The following is a 19,552-nucleotide window of genomic DNA, read 5'->3' on the forward strand; positions in this document are numbered from 1 at the left end:
GCCCGAAAGGGCTTTGTGCCATACCCGTCGAAACCGGGTCACGCTACGCAAGTCATTGCGACTAAACCGTTCGGTTTATATATATGAAGTCCCAGGGCATACGGAGAGGCAATGGCGCAGGCAGCAGAAACAGTCCGCAAAGGTCGGAAATTCGACCAGGTGCTGGAAGGCGCGCGCAAGGTCTTTCTGGCCGATGGGTTTGAAGGGGCCAGCGTCGATGACATCGCCCGCGCGGCCGGCGTGTCGAAAGCCACGCTTTACAGCTATTTCCCTGACAAGCGCCTTTTGTTCATGGAAGTGGCCCGTCTGGAATGCATCCGCCAGGGCGAGGAATCGATCAAGGAGATCGACACGATGGCCGCCCCGGAACGGGTGCTGGCCAATGCAGCGCGGCACATGCTGGGCTTCATGCTGTCGGATTTCGGTCAGCGCGTCTTTCGCATCTGCGTGGCCGAGGCAGACCGTTTCCCCGATCTGGGCCGGCAGTTCTATGAAAGCGGACCGATGATGGTGCGCACGCGGATGAAGGAATACTTCGCCGATGCCGTTGCGCGCGGAGAGCTGAAGATCGACGATCTGGACCTGGCCGCCGATCAATTCGCCGAGCTGTGCAAGGCAGACCTGTTTCCGCGCTGGGTGTTCAATATCGACCCGTCCTTCACCCAGGAAGAGATCGACCGCGTCATCTCGGGCGCGGTGACAACGTTCATGGCGCGCTACGGCGCTTAATCGACCCGGCGCACTTCCAGCTGGTTTCCGGATTTCCGCGTCTCGAAGCGTTTGATGTCTTTCACAAGATCGCTGAGTTTTGGTTTGCCGTAAGTCCGTGTGTCGAAATCCGGATTGTCGGCCACAATGTACTGGCCAAGCGGGCCAAGCGGGTACCAGTCGCCATCCTGCGGGATCTTGTCCATCGCTTTGAGGATCAGCGGAATCGCATCTGTAACGGGTTTCTTACCGGAGGAGGCTTTGCCCCCTTTGGCTGGCGCAGGTTCGTCGATGATATTCTCGATCAAGACGAACCTGTTGCAAACATTCCGAAGGGACTCCGGCGCTTTTGCTTCGCCGATCCCTATGACATCCATGCCCTGTTCGCGAATACGATTGGCAAGCGCGGTGAAATCGCTGTCAGAACTGACCAGCACAAACCCGTCGAATCGCCCGGTGTGCAGAATGTCCATCGCGTCGATGACCAAACCGATATCGCTGGCGTTCTTACCACGGGTGTTTGCGGTTTCCTGATGTGCCACAAGCCCAAGATCGCGCACAACCTTGGACCAGCTATTCAGCCGATCCGACGACCAGTCACCATAGACGCGTCGCAGGGCGGGCTCTCCGAAGCTTGTGATCTCTTTCAGGATCGCGCCTGCATATTTCGCCGGGATGTTGTCTGCGTCGATCAGAACGGCATAAAGCGGCCGGTCGCGGTCTGGCATGGGATAGCTCCCCCGTTGTGAAGAAAAGCCCGCTTTCTTTCAAAGAAAGCGGGCCGGAAACGTTCAAAGTTTCCGTTGTCTTATCAATAGATCACCACAGACCGGATCGATTTGCCTGCGTGCATCAGGTCAAAGCCCTTGTTGATGTCCTCCAGGCCCATGGTGTGTGTGATCATCGGGTCGATCTCGATCTTGCCGTCCATGTACCAATCGACGATTTGAGGCACATCGGTCCGCCCGCGCGCGCCGCCAAAGGCCGTGCCGCGCCAGCTGCGCCCGGTGACCAGTTGGAAAGGCCGGGTGGAAATCTCGGCCCCGGCGGGCGCCACGCCGATGATGATCGACTCCCCCCAACCCTTATGCGCCGATTCCAGCGCGGCGCGCATGACCTGCACATTACCCGTTGCGTCAAAGGTGTAATCAGCGCCGCCCTTGGTCAGGTTCACCAGATAGGGCACCAGATCGCCTTCCACCTCGGTCGGGTTCACGAAATCGGTCATACCGAACTTCTGCGCCATGGGCACCTTGTCGGGGTTGATATCGACGCCCACGATCTGATCGGCACCCGCCAGCCGCAAACCCTGGATCACGTTCAGCCCGATGCCACCTAGGCCAAAGACAATGGCGCGGCTGCCAATTTCGACCTTGGCCGTGTTGATGACCGCGCCAATACCTGTCGTCACACCGCAGCCGATATAACAAACCTTGTCGAACGGCGCGTCTTCGCGGATCTTGGCCAGCGCGATTTCCGGCAGGACCGTGTGGTTCGAAAACGTCGAACAGCCCATGTAATGCAGGATCGGATCGCCATCCAGAGTTGTGAAGCGGGACGTGCCATCCGGCATCAGACCCTGGCCTTGGGTTTCACGGATCGCCTGGCAGAGGTTCGTCTTGGGATGCAGGCAGTATTCGCATTCCCGGCATTCCGGCGTGTAAAGCGGGATCACGTGATCGCCGGGCTTCAGCGAGGTGACGCCTTCGCCGACCTCAACCACCACGCCCGCGCCTTCATGGCCCAGAATGGCGGGAAACAGCCCTTCGGGATCCGCACCGGACAGCGTGAATTCATCGGTGTGACAAATGCCGGTCGCCTTGATCTCGACCAGAACCTCTCCGGCACGGGGGCCATCCAGGTTCACATCCATGATCTCCAATGGTTTTCCGGCTGCTGTCGCAACGGCTGCGCGCGTTCGCATGATCTGTCCCTCCCTTATAGGTATTGCGCCCGACCGTGCGGGAAAGGGCCTGGCAAATCAAGGGTTGGTTATTCGCCGTAAGGCACCCAGATGTTCTTGACCTCGCTTGCGGCGCGCAAAAACGCCTGCGCATCGGCTTGCATCCAGTCGCGTGCGTGTCCGTTGTTCACCCAGGTCCGTTTCAGGTTATGGGCGGCCTCTTTCTCGATCACCGCAGAGATGTCGGAGGACGAAAAACTCCACACAGCATCCACATTCATATGTCCCGCCAGATGTGGAGCCAGCTCCTCATGCGACCCTGTCAGGATGTTCACCACCCCTGCAGGTACGTCCGAGGTTTCAAGGATCTGATAGAAATCCGTGGCCGCCAGCGGGAAGGGCTCGCTTGCCACCAGAACGGTGCGGTTGCCCATCGCGATGGCGGGCGCCATGACCGACACCAGCCCAAGCAGCGGTGCCTCATCGGCACAAAAGGCCCCGATAATGCCGACCGGCTCATTCATAGCCAAGGCCACACCGCGGATTGGCACGCCATGCACCCGCCCGTCGTATTTGTCAGCCCAGGCCGCATAGGTGAACAGTCGGTCGATCGCGGCCTCAACCTCTTCCATCCCGCCGCGTTTGCCGGTCAGGGAGTCGATGCGATGGGCAAACTCATTGGCGCGGGCCGAAAGGTTTTCGCCGATGTAATACAGGATCTGCGCGCGCAAATGGCCGGTCGTCCTGGCCCAGCCACTGGCAGCATGCGCGGCCTCCACCGCGTTGCGGATATCCTTGCGGTTGGCGATGGGCGCCTGCCCCAGAAGCCTGCCCTTCTTGTCGAAGATATTCTGCGAATACCCGCCATCGGGCCGTGCCTGTTTGCCACCGATATACAGCTTGGGCGTGCGGTCGATCCCATCCGCCGGGCCATCCGACCCTTCAAACGCAGTGACGCGCGCCAGCGGTTTGATCTTGCCCTTTGGCCTCGTATAGGCCGCCAGCCCCTCCCAACCGCCTTCGCGGCCAAAGCCGCTTTCGCGCACCCCGCCAAATCCGGCTGCGGCATCGAACAGGTTCGTGGCATTCACCCAGACAACCCCCGCCACCAGCTTCGGTGCGATATCCAGCGCAAGGTTCACATTCTCGGTCCAGACCGTCGCGGCCAGCCCATAGCGGGTGTTATTGGCCAGATCGACAGCCTCGGACGGCGTGCGGAACGTGGTCGAGACCAGAACGGGCCCAAAGATCTCTTCCTGCATCAGAGGGTCGGACGTGGACAGCCCCGTGATCAGCGTCGGTAGATAGAAGCAGCCATTGGCAGGCAGGGCGGTATCGGCGCGATAGACCTCTCCGGCGGTATTGCTGTCGACCAACTGCGTGATCGTGGCCAACTGAACCGGGTCGACCACAGCGCCCACATCGATGCATTTGTCCAGCGGATCGCCCACGCGCAGCCCGTCCATCCGCGCCTTCAGCTTGGCATAGAACGCCTCGGCCACGCCTTCCTGCACCAACAGGCGCGATCCGGCGCAGCACACCTGGCCCTGATTGAACCATATCGCATCGACCAGCCCCTCGACGGCGCTGTCCAGATCGGCGTCGTCAAAGACGATATACGGGGATTTGCCGCCCAGCTCCAAAGTCAGCGCCTTGCCTGACCCCGTGGTGGCCTGACGGATCTTGCGGCCCACGTCGGTCGAGCCGGTGAAGGCAATCTTGTCGATGCCGCCATGGGCCACGATCATCTCGCCCACCGCGCCGTCGCCCGTGACGATGTTCACCACGCCCTTGGGCAGACCAGCCTGACGGCAGATATCGGCAAACAGAAGCGCGGTCAGCGACGTGTATTCCGCAGGTTTCAGAACCACCGTGTTGCCCATCGCAAGCGCAGGCGCGATTTTCCAGGCCAACATCAGCAGAGGGAAGTTCCACGGGATGATCTGCCCGCACACGCCCAACGCCTCGCGGTCGGGCAATTCGCTGTCCATCAGCTGCGCCATCCCCGCGTGATAATAGAAATGCCGCTGCGCCAGCGGCACGTCGATGTCGCGCGCTTCCCGGATGGGTTTGCCATTGTCCAGCGTCTCAAGCACGGCAAACAGCCGCGCGTGTTTCTGCAAAAGCCGCGCAAGGGCATAAAGATACCGCGCACGGCCCGCGCCACCCAGTTTCTGCCATTTGTCTTGCGCGGCCCGAGCGGCGGACACGGCGGCGTCCACATCGCCCATGGTGGCCTGAGACAGGGTCGCCAGAACCTCGCCCGTTGCGGGGTTGCGGCTTTCAAACCCGTTCGCCGGTTTGGTGAATTCACCGTCAATGAAATGACCAAACCGATCGCCCTGGTCGACCAGCCAGGCCAGCGCTTCGGCCGCGCTTTCGGGGGCGGGTCCATACTCCATCGTCTCGAAGATCTCTTTGACGGTCATTTCTTCTTCTCTTTCCAAATACGGCAAACCGGCATCGGCCACCTAGCCCATCGCATGCCGGTAACTCGCCGAATAGCGGCCCGTGACATGGTGCTCCAACTGCCGTTCGATATCACCCAGCAGTGAAGACGCGCCAAAGCGGAACAGATCCGGCTGCAGCCAGCGATGGCCCAACTCGTCCTTCATCAGCGACAGATAGACCAGCGCGTCCTTTGCCTTGGAAATCCCGCCCGCGGGTTTGTACCCCACGCGATACCCGGTACGCTGGTAGTAGTCGCGGATCGCCCGGATCATCACCAGGCTGACCGGAAGCGTGGCATTCACGCTTTCCTTCCCCGTCGAGGTCTTGATGAAATCCGCCCCCGCCATCATGCAGACAAGCGATGCGCGCGCCACATTGCGCAGCGTGCCCAGTTCTCCGGTTGCCAGGATCGCTTTGACATGTGCCTCACCGCAGGCGTCGCGGAAGGCCCGCATCTCGTCATAAAGCGCCTGCCAGTTTCCGCCCAGAACGTGCCGGCGCGAGATGACGATGTCGATCTCCTCGGCCCCCGCCTTCACGCTTTCGTCAATCTCCGCCACGCGCAGTTTGAAGGGCGACAGGCCCGCCGGAAACCCGGTCGATACGGCGGCCACCGGAATGCCCGTTCCCCGCAGCGCCTCAACAGCGGTTTCGACCATGTCGTGATAGACGCAGACCGCCCCCACATGCAGGCCGTCCATGCCAAGCGCATCCAGTATATCCGCCCGCACGGGCTGGCGTGCCTTGGCGCATAGCCGTCGCACCCGGTCTTCCGTGTCGTCACCCGACAGCGTCGTCAGGTCGATGCAGGTCACAGCCTTCAAAAGCCACGCCGCCTGATAGTCTTTCTTCACCGACCGCCGCCCCGGCAGCGTCGCCGCGCGCCGTTCGATGGCCGAGGTGTTCGCCTGCACCGCCCGCACCCATTGCATATCCAGCGCCATGCCGGGATTGCGGGCATGGGTGATCTGGGGCAGTTGCGTGGGCTGGGTCAGGGCAGATTTCTGCATGGCAGGCTCGTGACTTGTTAAGGGCACAAGATCGCATCTGCGCCTGGCTTTGGCAAGAAATCCGGATGTTGACCGGGCGGCAGCAGACCGAATTCAGCTGCCGCGATAGGTCGAATATCCGAAGGGCGACAACAGCAGTGGCACGTGATAATGCGCGTCCGCGTCCGAGATTCCGAACCGGATGGGAACCACATCCAGAAAGCGCGGATCCTCTGCCCGGGTGCCGCTGGCGGTAAGGTACGCGCCGGCCTCGAATTCCAGCTCATAAGTGCCGGTCGCGAATTCCCCTTTGGGCAGGATCGGGCTGTCGGTGCGGCCATCGTCATTCGTCACCATCTCGGCCAGAAGCCGCCGCGCCTGCCCGTCGATCGCGTATAGCCGGATCGCCAGGCCCGCCGCAGGCACGCCCCGCGCGGTGTCCAGAACATGGGTGGTCAGATATCCGTTGCTCATTGCGCCTGTCCTGATCTTGATGCTTGCCCTTTGGCGTAGCCTAGTTTTGGCTGGGCTGGAAAGGGGCTTGGCGGAAAGCTCTTTCATGATTTTTTTGAAAGCACGCCGGGTTCAATCGGAATAAGCTGAAAAAGACACGGCAAAGAAAGGCCCAGATGGCACGTTATCCAAGGGACATGATCGGTTATGGCGCGACGCCACCCGACCCCAAATGGCCGGGCGGTGCGAAGATCTCCGTGCAATTCGTGCTGAATTACGAAGAGGGGGGTGAGAACAACATCCTCCATGGCGACCCCGCTTCTGAGGCCTTCCTGAGCGAGATCGTGGGCGCCGCCCCCTGGCCCGGTCAGCGCCACTGGAACATGGAATCGATCTATGAATACGGCGCGCGCGCCGGGTTCTGGCGCCTGCACCGGCTGTTCACCGGAGCGGGCATTCCCGTCACGGTCTATGGCGTGGCCACCGCGCTTGCGCGCAGCCCCGAACAGGTCGAAGCGATGACAACCGCCGGGTGGGAGGTTGCCAGCCACGGCCTGAAATGGGTCGAACACAAGGACATGCCCGAGGACGAGGAGCGCGCCCAGATCGCCGAGGCCATCCGCCTGCATACCGAAGTCGTGGGCACCCCGCCGCAAGGCTGGTATACCGGGCGTTGTTCGATGAACACGGTACGGCTGGCGGCGGAAACCGGGCAGTTTGCCTATATCTCCGACACCTATGATGATGACCTGCCCTATTGGCTGAATGCCGACGGGCGCGATCAGCTGATCATTCCCTATACGCTCGATGCCAATGACATGCGGTTTGCCACGCCGCAGGGGTTCAACTCGGGCGATCAGTTCTTTTCCTATCTCAAGGACAGCTTCGACGCGCTTTATGCGGAAGGCGAAGCGGGTGCGGCCAGGATGATGTCCGTGGGTCTGCATTGCCGTCTCATCGGGCGGCCGGGCCGCGTACAGGCGTTGCGGCGCTTCATCGACTATATTCAGGGCTTTGACGGCGTCTGGTGCCCGCGCCGCATCGACATTGCCGAACATTGGGCCAGAACCCATCCGCCGCGATCCCGCCCGCGACCCCATCTGATGGAAAAACAGGCCTTCATTGACGCGTTTGGCGGTGTGTTCGAACATTCGTCCTGGATTGCCGAACGCGCTTTCGATCTGGAGCTGGGACCGGCCCATGACACGGCGGCGGGCCTGCATAACGCGCTGGCGCGCGTCTTCCGCAGCGCTTCGCGGGAGGAGCGTCTGAGCGTGCTCTGCGCCCATCCGGATCTTGCCGGAAAACTGGCCGCCGCCAAGCGCCTGACCGCCGAAAGCACCGCCGAACAAGCCAGTGCCGGGCTGGATGCGCTGACCGATGAGGAACGCGCGCAATTCACCGCGCTGAACACGGCCTATGTCGAAAAGCACGGCTTTCCCTTCATCATCGCGGTGCGCGATCACGACAAGCCAGGCATCCTCGCGGCCTTTCTGAGCCGTGTGGACAATGAAAACGAAACGGAATTTGCTGAAGCCTGCCGCCAGGTCGAACGCATCGCCCGTCTGCGGTTGGAGGACATGTTATGAGCTATGCCTTTCCCCCCGGCGGCCTTCCGGGGCAAGAGGTTAGCCCCGTTGGCACCGCCGTCTTCACCACGGCCTATGCGGTACTGCCCGCCGACACACAGCGCGATATCGTCACCAGCCTGTTTCCCGGCTGGATCGGCATGCGCGCCTGGATCCTGGCGCGCCCGCTCAGCGGTTTTGCGGAAACCTTCGCGCAATACGCGGTCGATCTGGCCCCGGGCGGCGGCAGCGATACACCCGAACCGGATGCCGGGGCGCAGGCGATCCTTTTCGTGGCCAGGGGTCACGGCGATCTGACAATCGACGGACAGGCACATGCGCTGGAACCGGGCAGCTATGCCTATATCCCGCCGGGGGCGGATTGGTCGATCTGGAACCGTTCGGACGACGTGTTGCAATTCCACTGGATCCGTAAACGCTGGGAAGGCGCACCGGGGCTCAGCGCTCCGGATGCCTTCGTCACCCATGATCGCGACCACGCCCCCAAAGCCATGCCCGATTGCAACGGCGTCTGGGCCACGACCCGCTTTGTCGATCCCGATGACCTGCGCCACGATTGCCATGTGAACATCGTGACCTTCCAGCCCGGCGGGCGCATCCCCTTTGCCGAAACCCATGTGATGGAACACGGGCTTTATGTGTTGCAGGGCACGGCCGAATACCTGCTGAACACCGATTGGGTCAAAGTGGGTCCGGGCGATTTCATGTGGCTGCGTGCCTTCTGCCCGCAGGCCTGCATCGCGACCGGGAACGAGCCGTTCCGCTATCTGCTTTACAAAGACGTCAACCGGCATCCCAAGCTGTGAGCACCGATCGCGATATCCTCTGCCAGCCTTTGACGGCTGACGCTTTCGCTCCGTTCGGGGACGTGCTGGACGCCTCGGGCGAGCCTGACAAGATCATCAATGCGGGCAAATGCGGCCGCTACCATGACCGCGCCCAGCTGGATTTTGGGCCGGGCGGCCGGGCGGGTATCAGCCTCTTTCACGCGGAACCCCGGCAATTTCCCTATACGCTTGATCTGCTGGAACGGCACCCCGAAGGCAGCCAGGCCTTTCTTCCGATGACCCAGAACCCTTTTCTGGTCATCGTGTCGGAAACCGCCCATTCCAGGCCGCTGGCTTTCCTGACGGCCCCCGGTCAGGGGATTAACCTTCACCGTGGCACATGGCACGGGGTCCTGACGCCTCTTGCCGCGCCGGGGCTTTTCGCCGTGATCGACCGGATCGGAGACACCGCCAATCTGGAAGAACATCGCCTGGATCCGCCCTGGCGCATCCTGCCGGGCTGACCACGGGAAGGGGCACAGATGAACCATATGACCGACGTCATGGACGGGCAGGGGACAACCCTGGCCCGGCTATCTGATTTCGCGCTGAACCTTGCCGCCGATGATATCCCCGCGCCGGTGCTTGAACGCGCGGCGCTGCTCCTTCTGGACACGCTGGGCATCTGCATCGCTTCCTCCCCGATGGAGGCGGGTGTGCTGGCACGCGACGCTGCCACGCGGCTTTTCGGGGCCGGCGATCCGGCATACGCGGCGCAGATGCTGTTTGATGGCCGCACCGTCAGCCTTGCCGGTGCAGTTTTCGCCGCAGCGACCCAGACCGACAATCTGGATGGCCATGACGGGTTCAATCCGGTCAAGGGCCATGTTGGTGTTGTCACAGTGCCCACGCTTGCCGTGCTGGCCCAGCACCTGCCCGATTTGCCCGGCCGGCAGGCGCTGGCGGCCCTTGTTGTGGGCTATGAGGTGGCAGGCCGCGCCGGGATGGCGCTGCATAACACGGTCAGTGATTATCACACCTCGGGCGCATGGAACGCGCTGGGCGTGGTCGCCATGGCCGCCCGGCTGCGCGGACAGTCCCCTGAAGTGCTGCGCGAAGCGCTAGGGATTGCGGAATACCACGGTCCGCGCAGCCAGATGATGCGCGAAATCGCCAGCCCCACCATGTTGCATGATGGATCTGGCTGGGGCGCCCTTGCCGGGATGAGCGCGGCCATCATGGCCGAAAGCGGTTTCACCGGCGCGCCCGCCATCACCGTCGAAGGGGCAGGGGCCGCTGTCTATTGGGCCGATCTGGGGCAGGTCTGGCAGACGCAGGACCAATACATCAAACCCTATCCCATCTGCCGCTGGGCCCATGCGCCCATCGACGCCGCGCGCGAATTGATGCTGACCCATGATGTCACCCACACGCAGATCGAAAAGGTGATCATCCGCAGCTTTGCCAATTCCATCGCTTTGTACCCGGATATGCCCGACACGACGTCCAAGGCGCAATATTCGCTGGCCTTTGCGGTCTCGGCCATGCTGGTGCATGGGCATATCGGACTTGACCAGATTTCAGGAGACGGGCTGCGCGATGAAAACATCGCCCGGCTGGTCGCCGCCACGGAACTGGTGGTGAGTGAAGACCATGAGGCGCTTTTCCCCCGGCACCGGACGGCGGATGTCGATCTGGTTCTGCGCGACGGGCGTGTCCTGCGTTCGGGCCTGACCCACGCGCGCGGCGGGACCGAACGGCCCTTTGACGCGTCCGAGATTACCAAGAAATTCACGGCCTTCGCAGCTCCGGCCGTCGGGGAAAGCCGCGCCTCCGCCATCCGCGATGCCTGCCTTTACCTGACGCGGCCTGATGCATCCTTCCGGGCGCTGGGCCAGCTGTTGCAGGATCCGTTGTAAGACTGCCTGCCAAACGGCCAACGGCGGAAATCTGAACTGCCCTGCCGCCTCTGCCCTTGCAGTGGTAACGGCGTTGGATCATGGTCGGGGCATTCTCTTGCACCGCTGTTTCGGGAGGTCCGACCATGAAAGACGACAATTTTCTGCGCGCCAACAACGCGCAACATCTGTGGCACCCGATGGGCCATCCCGGCGATATGCGCGCCCATGCGCCAACCATCATCACCGGGGCCGAGGGGTCTTCGATTGTCGATATCGACGGCCACAAGACCGTTGATGGTGTGGGCGGCCTCTGGTGCGTGAACCTGGGCTATTCCAATGACCGGGTGAAAGACGCGATCGCCAAACAGCTTTACGAGCTGCCCTATTATTCGGCCTTTGCAGGCACCTCGAACCCCACGGCCATCGAAGCCTCCTACGTCGTGCGCGAATTCTTCGCCGAAGACGGCATGGCGCGGGTGTTCTTCACCTCTGGCGGGTCCGACAGCGTGGAAACCTGCCTGCGGCTGGCCCGCCAATACCACCGCCTGCGTGGGGAGCCGACGCGGACCAAGTTCCTCAGCCTGAAGAAAGGCTATCACGGCACCCATTTCGGCGGCGCGTCGGTGAACGGCAACAACCGCTTCCGCACCGCCTATGAACCGCTGCTGGCGGGCTGCTTCCACTTGCCCAGCCCCTATCCCTATCGCAACCCGTTCCATGAAACGGATCCGGCGAAGCTGGCCCAGAACATCGCCGCCGCGATGGAGGACGAGATCGCCTTCCAGGGCGCAGGGACCATCGCCGCCTTCATCATGGAGCCCATTCAGGGCGCGGGCGGCGTGATCGTGCCGGATGCGTCCTTCATGAAGCTGATGCGCGAGATTTGCGACAAGCACGGCATCCTGATGATCTCGGATGAGGTGATCACCGGCTTTGGTCGCACTGGGTCGTGGTCGGGTGCGCGGCATTGGGGCGTGCAGCCCGATATGATGAGCACCGCCAAAGGCATCACCAGCGCCTATTTTCCCGTGGGAGCTGCGTTGATGAGCGAGAAGGTCGCCGAGGTCTTTGAAACCTCGGACGAAGCAGGCGGCATCTTCCACGGCTACACCTATTCCGCGCACCCAGTGGGGGCGGCTGCGGTCACAGCCTGTCTTGAGGAAACGCTGCGCCTGGATACCAAAACAAACGCGGCCGCGCGCGGCAAGCAGCTCTACGAAGGGATGCTGGGGCTTCAGCAGAAATACGACATCATCGGCGATGTGCGGGGCGGCGAAGGCCTCATGACCGGGGTCGAGATCGTGTCGGACAAGGCGGCCAAGACGCCGATGGACATGGCCACGATGAAGCGCATCCACAAAACCGCATATGAGGCCGGTGCCATGGTGCGTCTGGGGATGAACAACATCCTGATGTCACCCCCGCTGGTGATCACCGAGGGCGAGGTTCAGACGATGATCGACGCGCTGGACAAGGGGTTTGCGGCAGCGTGACAGCCAAAGGTCATGCGGGTCAGGGTATTGCCTCGCATGGCCAAACGGGCATCGTCAGGTACGAACAGGATTGATTGATCGCTTCCCGGTATACCTGGGACACGCTTTCCAGTTTAAGTGCCAAGGTCTGGTGAATGCCGCATGTCATCTCGACCTCGCGCGGGCGCTTTTGCGCCCAGCTTGCGTATTCGGTGCCGTAACCGGGGCAGCTTTTGGCAACGATGTCTATTGACCGGTTGGTGTTACGGCATTGGTTGCGGTCACTATCCCACTGATACTCGCACGAGGATCTGCGATCGGCAGACGGAAATTGCTAACTGCTCCGCCATGAAAGCGTCAAAGGCTTCGCTTCCGCGTTTCATGCCGAAGTCTTGGTTACACATACGTGTTGGTTCCATGCACTGGCCCGCTGCGTTGCCGTCGCCCTCACTGGTTCTGAAGCTGTCACCGGGGCCGATTGCGCAACTGAAACCGCCTGACCAAACACGCTATTGACCGGAAGCGGATCTGCCACCATTTGCCCGCCGCTTTCGGCGGCGGTCCGGGTGATTGACCCGCTTGCATCGCGCAGGGTGGAAATCAGATCACCGGGCTTGATGCGCTGATCCTTAATGAAATGCGTGCCGATGATTGTGATGGGGTAGACAAGAGCGTTTGAAAGCCAGACTTCGGTATTCATGGACGGGATTATGTAAAGGCAACTGCATCCTGACAGTTAACCTGGGTGCAAAAAAAACCGGCACCTGTTGGGTGCCGGTTTTGCGAGATCTCCGAGGGAAGTCTTGTCAGATCCGCAGGAAGGGCTGTGCAATCTTGGGCAGCAGGGATTTGAACTGCAGCGGGCCATCTGTGACGGCAAGACAGATGCAGTCTTCGCCGATATCGGCGACAGGTGTGTGATCCAGATCGCTGTCGGCAATCTCTACATCGCCCCGGGCAAAACGTTCGCCCTCGTCGATGAAGGCACCTTGCAGAACCATCGTCATTTCGATCCCGCGGTGGCCATGATCCGGCATCGCCGCGCCCGCCGGAATGTAAAGCAACCGGGCGGATGCATCCTTGCTGGTGGGCAGGATCGCCTGCTTCACACCCATACCGACCGACCGCCATTTGACGTCGGCCAAATCTCCGCCGATGTAATCCTGCAGCGGCGCGGGCAGAATGCTGTCTTTGCGCACCGATGCCTTGGGGGCCGGTTCTACCGCCCCGCCTGCGATCAGCGCCATCGTCGCGGCCAGCGCGTCGTCCGACATCGCGGCAACCTCCAGCGCGCTGTCTTCCAGAATTGCGCCGCCGACGGCGTCAAAGCTTTCCACCCGTGCGCGGCATTCGTCACACAGGGACACATGGCTTGCGACCATCAGGTTGAAGGCTTCGGGCAGCGTCCCTGCCGAATAGGCCATCAGGATCGGGTCGCTCAGATGATGATTGATGCGTGTCATCTCGTTACTCACTTCATGGCATGGCGCAATCGGTCCAGCGCCAAACGTATCCTCGATTTGATCGTCCCAAGGGGAAGCCCCGTTTCCTCGGCAATCTGGCTATGGCTCAGATCGCCAAAATAGGCGCGTTCGATCAGTTGTCTTTGTGCGTCCGGCAGCTCTTCAAGCGCTTTCCGCAGCAGTTCACTCTCCTGTTGCAGAACCAATGTATCTTCCTGATCCGGTTCCGCTTCTGGCCCCCACGGAAGATCTTCCGGTTCGGGGCGTCTTTGTTTCCTCAACAGGTCGATCTTGCGGTTTCGGGCGATGGTAAAGATCCAAGTCGCCACCGATGCCCGCGAGGGATCGAACATATGTGCCTTGTGCCACAGCGTCGCCATGACTTCCTGGGCGCACTCCTCGGCCAATGTCGCATCGGCCCCGGACTTCATCAGGAACGCTTTGACCCGAGGCGCAAAGTACTGAAACAGCTCAGCAAAGGCCTTCTGGTCCCGGGCGTCCCGAATACGCTCTACATGGCTGATCCAATCAGAGCGCGCCGTCGTATCTTTCTTGATCACCAAGGGCTGGTCCATCCGTTTCACATCCTGCGCCCGAAGGCCGGAAGGCGCTGCCTTAGCACTTACGCCTTTGCACGTTGAAGGATCAACCGAGATCATCATACAAGGGCTACGTGGGCTGTACCGGATTGGATCAAAAAAATAGCTGAAATTCTTTTGCATCCAAACGCTAAGCGGCCCCGTATCCCCCTTCAATACTGACTTATGGTGGAGTTCCCCCTCTTATGCCTTTTGAACTCGGCGCAGGCGCGCCCAAGAAAATTGCTGTCATCGGCGCCGGTATCTCTGGAATGGGAGCGGCTTTCATGCTGGCTGACGGCAACTCGGTCACATTGTTCGAGGCCGAGCCGCGCCTGGGCGGACATGCCCGCACCATTATGGCGGGCAAAAACGGGGATCAGCCGGTCGATACCGGGTTCATCGTCTTCAATTATGCCAACTATCCGCATCTGGCCGCGCTGTTCGATCAGCTGGACGTGCCGGTCACCAAAAGCAACATGAGCTTTGGCGCCTCGATCGACGGCGGGCGGATCGAATACGGCCTGCACTCGCTGGATGCGCTGTTCGCGCAGCGTAAGAACGCGCTGACCCCCAGCTTCCTGCGGATGGTGCGCGATATCTTCCGTTTCAATTCCAAGGCACTGAAAATGGCCCGCGCCAACCCCGAGCTGACCATCGGTGAATTTCTTGAGCGGATGGGCACCGGCCCCTGGTTCCGCGACTACTATCTGCTGCCGCTGACCGGCGCGATCTGGTCCACGCCCACCGAAAAGATCATGGACTTCCCAGCCTATGCGATGGTGCAGTTCATGGAAAACCACGCATTGCTGAACCACACCGGGCAACATCAATGGTACACGGTGCAGGGCGGGTCCATCGAATATGTGCGCCGTCTGGAACGCGCGATGATCGCAAAGGGTGTCGATCTGCGGCTGGGCGCGGCAGTTCAGGGCGTCCGCCGCGTCGTCGCCGGGGCCGAGGTCAAGACCTGGGGCGGGGAATGGGAAAGCTTTGACGAGGTTGTCTTCGCCACCCATTCCGATGACAGCCTCAAGATGCTGACCGACCCATCGCCGCAGGAACAGCGCGCACTGGGCGCAGTGGCCTATCAGCCCAACGATGTGGTTTTGCACGCCGATGCGTCGATCATGCCCAGGCAGCGCAAGACCTGGGCCAGCTGGGTCTATACCGAAGACCGCGTGGCCCAATCCGACCGGATCGACCTGACCTATTGGATGAATTCGCTTCAGCCGATCCCGATGGACGATCCGCATTTCGTGACACTGAACACAAAGCGCACCATCCGCGAAGAGCTGATCTATGACCAGGTCACGCTGCGCCACCCGGTCTATGACCTCGACGCGCTTGCCGCTCAGGACGCGGTGCGCGCCTTCAACGGAACCGGCAACACGTGGTTCTGCGGCGCATGGATGAAAAACGGCTTCCACGAAGACGGGCTGTCCAGCGCCGTCGATGTGGTCGAAGCGATCCGCCGCGCCTCGACCCTGCAGGTGGCTGCCGAATGATTGAGACCGTCGATCATATCCAGGGCCAGACCTATCACGGGCGCAAGGGCGCGGTAACGAACGCGTTCCGCTATTCCATCGACTACGTGATGCTGAATGCCGAAGCCGACCTGGCCACGCCGCGTCTGTTCAAACGCAACGGGCGTGGGCTGTGCGCGCTGTTCGACAGTGACCACGGCGGCGCGCCAGGCGATGGCAAGGGCGCAGCCTGGGTGCGGGATGTACTCAGCCAGTACCAGCTGCCCAGCCCGGCCCGGATCATGCTTCTGGCCCAGCCGCGGTTCTGGAACCACGTGTTCAACCCGGTCAGCTTCTGGGTCTGCTACAACGACCATGACGAGATCACGACCGTCATTGCCGAGGTCACGAACACCTTCGGCGAACGCCATTCCTATCTGGTGCACCACCCCGACAACCGGCCCATTCAGCCAACAGATCGGCTGAAGGCGTCGAAGATCTTTTTCGTCTCGCCCTTCCAGAAGATCGAAGGCGGGTACGAGTTCCGCTTTGATATCTCGGATGACCGCATCGGCATCTGGATCGACTATAGCGGCGAAGGCAAAGACGGGCTGATCGCCACACTGACCGGCAAGCGGAGGGGCCTCACAAACCGCTCTATCCTGTCATCGGTCCTGCGCCGCCCGCTGGGGTCGCGCCGGGTGCTGGCGCTGATCCACTGGCAAGCGCTGAAACTGTGGTGGAAAGGCGCGAAGTATCGCGTGCGCCCGACCCCCCCGGCAGGGGAGGTGTCGCGCGGATGACAGCCCTGGCAGCCCGCATCACAGCCGAGCGTTTGCCGGCCTATGCGCTCTTTGCAGCGCTGCTGGCTGCTGCGGGCTTGCCGATCTATATCCACGCGCCCAAATTCTATGTCGATGAATATGGCGTCAGCCTTGCCGCACTGGGTGCGGTTCTGTTCGGGCTGCGCCTGCTGGACGTGGTGCAGGACCCGCTTCTGGGCCGCTTGTCGGAACGGTTCCGCCACCGTCGATCGCTGGCGGTTGGCATCGGCCTGATCGTGATTGCCCTGGCCATGCTGGGGCTTTTTGCCGTCGAACCGCCGATCAGCCCGCTGATCTGGTTTATCCTGATGCTGACTTGCGTGTTTTCGGCCTTCAGCTTCCTGACCATCAATTTCTATGCCCAGGGTGTCCTGAAAGCCGATCAGATGCCGGGCAACGGTCATCTGCGTCTGGCCCGCTGGCGGGAAACCGGCGCGTTGCTGGGGGTCTGCATGGCTGCGATCGCTCCTGTCGCGCTGGGCGTGGCGATGGACCGGCCTTTTGCCGGGTTCGCTGTAGGCTTTGCCATTGTCGCGCTGATGGCGCTTCTGGCGATGCGCGAGGAATGGAACGCGGCCCACGCCGCACCGTCGCAGGGCTTTGGCGTGGTGATCCGCGATGCGCTTGCCCGCCGCCTGCTGCTGATCGCGCTTCTGAATGCCGCCCCCGTCGCGGTCAGTTCGACGCTGTTTCTGTTTTTCGTGGAAAGCCGTCTGCTTGCGCCTGGAATGGAAGGGCCGCTTCTGCTGGTCTTCTTTCTGTCCGCCGCCCTTGCGGCACCGCTGTGGGGGAAGCTGGCCGAAACCCATGGCGCCCGCCGCGTGCTTTTGTTCGCGATGGTGCTGGCCATCGTGGCCTTTGGCTTTGCCCTGACGCTGGGCGCGGGCGATGTCGCGGCTTTTGCGGTGATCTGTCTGGTCTCGGGCGCGGCTCTGGGCGCGGATCTGACTTTGCTGCCCGCGATGTTCGCCACGCGCATGGCGGAAATCGCGCCCTCAGCCTCCGAAGGCTTTGGCCTTTGGTCCTTCGTGTCGAAATTCACTCTGGCCTTCGCCGCCGCGGTCCTGCTTCCGCTGCTTGACGCCTCCGGCTTCCGCGCGGGCCCCGAAAACCCCGAAGAGGCGCTGACGCTTCTGACATGGCTTTACGCAGGCGTGCCCTGCGTTCTGAAAGTGCTGGCCATCATTCTGCTGGCCCGCACAAAGATGAAGGAGAACGGATAATGGATTCTCTGCTTTTGGTGGCCTTGGGCGCTGGCATCGTGCTGGCCCTTGGCTGGATCAAGAACCGGCTTTGGTCGTTCAAGGCGCAAAAGCCCGGCGACTATGTCGCGGGCCAGCCGCAGTTTGACCTGCGCACACATCTGAATGGCCCCGTTGTCTGCGAAGGCGTGATCTATGGCCCGCTTGGCCGTGTCTCTTCCCGGTTCGAGGCAGATTTCGACGTCCAGTGGTCCGGCAATACCGGTATCATGAAAGAACATTTCCGCTATGATGACGGGTCCACCCAGGATCGTGAATGGCAGCTGACGCTGGGCAATGACGGTCGGATCAAGGCGAAAGCCTCGGATGTGGTGGGCACTGGAACAGGGGTGCAAACCGGATCGGCTGTGCAGTTGCTTTACAAATACAAACTCCCGGACGAGGCCGGTGGCCATGTTCTGGACGCGGTTGACTGGATGTACCTTGCGCCGAACGGCACCATCGTGAACCGCAGCCAGTTCCGCAAATTCGGCATTCAGGTGGCCGAGCTTGTTGCCACCATGCGCCCGGCTCAGGAAGGGATGAAAGACGCTGCATGAGATCCTTCAAAGGCAAGACATACTGGCTGGTCGGCGCCAGCGAAGGGCTTGGCGCGGCGCTGGCCCATAAACTCAGCGCGGCGGGGGCGACGCTGATCCTCTCGGCCCGGTCCGAAGACAAGCTGCAGGCGCTGGCTGATGATCTGCCGGGAGAGGCGCGCGCGCTGGCCATGGACGTCTCGGACACCGAAAGCGTCACCGTCGCTGCCAAAGCGGCCGGAGAGGTTGACGGCGTTGTCTTCCTCGCGGGTGTTTACTGGCCGATGCCGGCGACGGAATGGGACGCCGATGCCGCCACAGCGATGGCCGATATCAACTTTACCGGGCTCGTCCGCGTCGTGGGTGCCTGTGTCCCGTCCATGGTCGCGCGCAACACGGGCCATATTGTGATTACGGGGTCGCTGTCGGGTTTTCGTGGATTGCCCGGCGCCATCGGCTATGCCGCGTCGAAGGCAGGCACCATGGCGCTGGCCGAATCCATGTATGCCGACCTGAAGGACACAGGCGTTGATGTGCAATTGGCCAATCCCGGTTTCATCAAAACCCGGCTGACCGACAAGAACGATTTCAAGATGCCCTTCATCATGGAACCCGATGAGGCGGCCGAGGAAATGATCGCCCACATGCGCAGCGACCGGTTCAAGAAAAGTTTCCCGCGCGTCTTCTCCTGGGTGTTCCGGGTCAGCCAGTTCATGCCGGATTGGATGTATTACCGGCTATTTGCGTAAGATCAAAGACGCCCCCATCTGTTCGCCGTCTGATACCCTCGTGCGAACAGAGGAGATTTGCCATGGAAAACCTGTCTACACGAGCGGTCGCTCAGGTCATCCTGATGAGCCGTGAACTGGACCGCGCCGAGGGAGAGCTGCGCGCCTTCATCGACCGCATGACCGAAGAACAGCAGGCCGAGCTTGTTGCGGTGATGTGGATCGGGCGTGGCAGTTTCGAACCCGAAGAGTATGACGAGGCGGTCAATACCGCCCTGACCGAAGCGACCACGCCCTGCGCCGATTACCTGCTGGGCACGCCGCACCTGTCGGATAATCTGGAAAACGGCCTGGACGCGCTGGGCTTTTCCGCCACGGATGAAGAGGATGCGTTGCTTTGATCCAAAGGCGCCCCCTGCGGGCGCAAGACATGCTTTGATCTGGCGCCCGATGCAGACCGGTGTGCCTGATCTTTGATCG

20 protein-coding genes are annotated in these 19,552 nt (G+C 61.6%); 12 read left to right on the forward strand and 8 right to left on the reverse strand.

Annotation, left to right across the window (positions count from 1 at the left end; translation table 11 throughout):
• Positions 1–111 precede the first annotated feature (111 nt).
• Positions 112–729, forward strand: a complete 618-nt coding sequence (locus TR61_RS06990) for a TetR/AcrR family transcriptional regulator (protein WP_050929208.1) — start codon at positions 112–114, stop codon at positions 727–729.
• Here the strand turns inward: TR61_RS06990 and TR61_RS06995 are convergent.
• From TR61_RS06995 to uraH, 5 genes are all read right to left on the reverse strand, one after another.
• Positions 726–1,436 (reverse strand): NYN domain-containing protein, encoded by a 711-nt coding sequence (locus TR61_RS06995; protein ID WP_050929209.1) that lies wholly within the window; start codon positions 1,434–1,436, stop codon positions 726–728. The genes TR61_RS06990 and TR61_RS06995 overlap by 4 nt on opposite strands.
• An 83-nt stretch (positions 1,437–1,519) precedes the next feature.
• Positions 1,520–2,632, reverse strand: coding sequence for an S-(hydroxymethyl)glutathione dehydrogenase/class III alcohol dehydrogenase (locus TR61_RS07000; protein WP_050929210.1), 1,113 nt, complete (start codon positions 2,630–2,632; stop codon positions 1,520–1,522).
• A 68-nt stretch (positions 2,633–2,700) separates the two neighbouring features.
• Positions 2,701–5,040: an aldehyde dehydrogenase family protein gene (locus TR61_RS07005; protein ID WP_050929211.1), complete on the reverse strand. Its 2,340-nt coding sequence runs from the start codon at positions 5,038–5,040 to the stop codon at positions 2,701–2,703.
• A 42-nt stretch (positions 5,041–5,082) separates the two neighbouring features.
• Positions 5,083–6,072, reverse strand: coding sequence for a deoxyribose-phosphate aldolase (gene deoC / locus TR61_RS07010; RefSeq protein ID WP_050929212.1), 990 nt, complete (start codon positions 6,070–6,072; stop codon positions 5,083–5,085).
• Between the two features lie 93 nt (positions 6,073–6,165).
• Positions 6,166–6,525 carry a hydroxyisourate hydrolase gene (uraH, locus tag TR61_RS07015; protein WP_050929213.1) on the reverse strand — a complete coding sequence of 120 codons (360 nt, stop codon included), beginning with the start codon at positions 6,523–6,525 and terminating at the stop codon, positions 6,166–6,168.
• A 155-nt stretch (positions 6,526–6,680) separates the two neighbouring features.
• On the opposite strand from uraH, the gene puuE reads away from it, so the two are divergent.
• The 5 genes from puuE (at position 6,681) to TR61_RS07040 (ending at position 12,254) form a co-directional block, all read left to right on the forward strand.
• The gene (gene puuE / locus TR61_RS07020) at positions 6,681–8,093 is read left to right on the forward strand and encodes an allantoinase PuuE (RefSeq protein WP_050929214.1); all 1,413 of its coding nucleotides are present in this window, start codon (positions 6,681–6,683) and stop codon (positions 8,091–8,093) included.
• Complete coding sequence (locus tag TR61_RS07025) at positions 8,090–8,899, forward strand: bifunctional allantoicase/(S)-ureidoglycine aminohydrolase (RefSeq protein ID WP_050929215.1); 810 nt, start codon at positions 8,090–8,092, stop codon at positions 8,897–8,899. Before puuE ends, TR61_RS07025 begins: the two co-directional genes overlap by 4 nt.
• Complete coding sequence (locus tag TR61_RS07030) at positions 8,896–9,384, forward strand: ureidoglycolate lyase (RefSeq protein WP_157440841.1); 489 nt, start codon at positions 8,896–8,898, stop codon at positions 9,382–9,384. Before TR61_RS07025 ends, TR61_RS07030 begins: the two co-directional genes overlap by 4 nt.
• Positions 9,385–9,402: 18 nt before the next feature.
• Positions 9,403–10,779 (forward strand): MmgE/PrpD family protein, encoded by a 1,377-nt coding sequence (locus TR61_RS07035; RefSeq protein ID WP_245626834.1) that lies wholly within the window; start codon positions 9,403–9,405, stop codon positions 10,777–10,779.
• Positions 10,780–10,904: 125 nt separating this feature from the next.
• Positions 10,905–12,254, forward strand: coding sequence for an aminotransferase class III-fold pyridoxal phosphate-dependent enzyme (locus TR61_RS07040; RefSeq protein WP_050929216.1), 1,350 nt, complete (start codon positions 10,905–10,907; stop codon positions 12,252–12,254).
• A 358-nt stretch (positions 12,255–12,612) separates the two neighbouring features.
• Here the strand turns inward: TR61_RS07040 and TR61_RS07045 are convergent, their stop codons facing one another.
• From TR61_RS07045 to TR61_RS07055, 3 genes are all read right to left on the reverse strand, one after another.
• A complete protein-coding gene (locus TR61_RS07045) occupies positions 12,613–12,933 on the reverse strand; it encodes a hypothetical protein (protein WP_050929217.1) in 321 nt (106 codons plus the stop codon).
• A 106-nt stretch (positions 12,934–13,039) separates the two neighbouring features.
• Complete coding sequence (locus TR61_RS07050; protein ID WP_050929218.1) at positions 13,040–13,696, reverse strand: ChrR family anti-sigma-E factor; 657 nt, start codon at positions 13,694–13,696, stop codon at positions 13,040–13,042.
• An 8-nt stretch (positions 13,697–13,704) separates the two neighbouring features.
• Complete coding sequence (locus TR61_RS07055) at positions 13,705–14,271, reverse strand: sigma-70 family RNA polymerase sigma factor (RefSeq protein ID WP_050929219.1); 567 nt, start codon at positions 14,269–14,271, stop codon at positions 13,705–13,707.
• A 209-nt stretch (positions 14,272–14,480) separates the two neighbouring features.
• Between TR61_RS07055 and TR61_RS07060 the strand changes: the two genes are divergently transcribed.
• From TR61_RS07060 to TR61_RS07085, 6 genes are all read left to right on the forward strand, one after another.
• On the forward strand, positions 14,481–15,782 hold the full coding sequence (locus TR61_RS07060) for an NAD(P)/FAD-dependent oxidoreductase (protein WP_050929220.1): 1,302 nt from the start codon (positions 14,481–14,483) through the stop codon (positions 15,780–15,782).
• On the forward strand, positions 15,779–16,543 hold the full coding sequence (locus tag TR61_RS07065; RefSeq protein WP_050929221.1) for a DUF1365 domain-containing protein: 765 nt from the start codon (positions 15,779–15,781) through the stop codon (positions 16,541–16,543). Before TR61_RS07060 ends, TR61_RS07065 begins: the two co-directional genes overlap by 4 nt.
• Positions 16,540–17,787 (forward strand): MFS transporter, encoded by a 1,248-nt coding sequence (locus TR61_RS07070; protein WP_050929222.1) that lies wholly within the window; start codon positions 16,540–16,542, stop codon positions 17,785–17,787. The genes TR61_RS07065 and TR61_RS07070 overlap by 4 nt, the downstream gene beginning before the upstream one ends.
• Positions 17,787–18,365 (forward strand): DUF3833 family protein, encoded by a 579-nt coding sequence (locus TR61_RS07075; RefSeq protein WP_050929223.1) that lies wholly within the window; start codon positions 17,787–17,789, stop codon positions 18,363–18,365. The genes TR61_RS07070 and TR61_RS07075 overlap by 1 nt, the downstream gene beginning before the upstream one ends.
• Entirely contained in the window at positions 18,362–19,093 is a 732-nt protein-coding gene (locus tag TR61_RS07080; protein WP_050929224.1) for an SDR family NAD(P)-dependent oxidoreductase, read from the forward strand. The genes TR61_RS07075 and TR61_RS07080 overlap by 4 nt, the downstream gene beginning before the upstream one ends.
• A gap of 62 nt (positions 19,094–19,155) precedes the next feature.
• Positions 19,156–19,473 (forward strand): DUF3775 domain-containing protein, encoded by a 318-nt coding sequence (locus TR61_RS07085; protein WP_050929225.1) that lies wholly within the window; start codon positions 19,156–19,158, stop codon positions 19,471–19,473.
• Positions 19,474–19,552 lie beyond the last annotated feature (79 nt).

Source organism: Aestuariivita boseongensis (assembly GCF_001262635.1).
Classification (GTDB): domain Bacteria; phylum Pseudomonadota; class Alphaproteobacteria; order Rhodobacterales; family Rhodobacteraceae; genus Aestuariivita; species Aestuariivita boseongensis.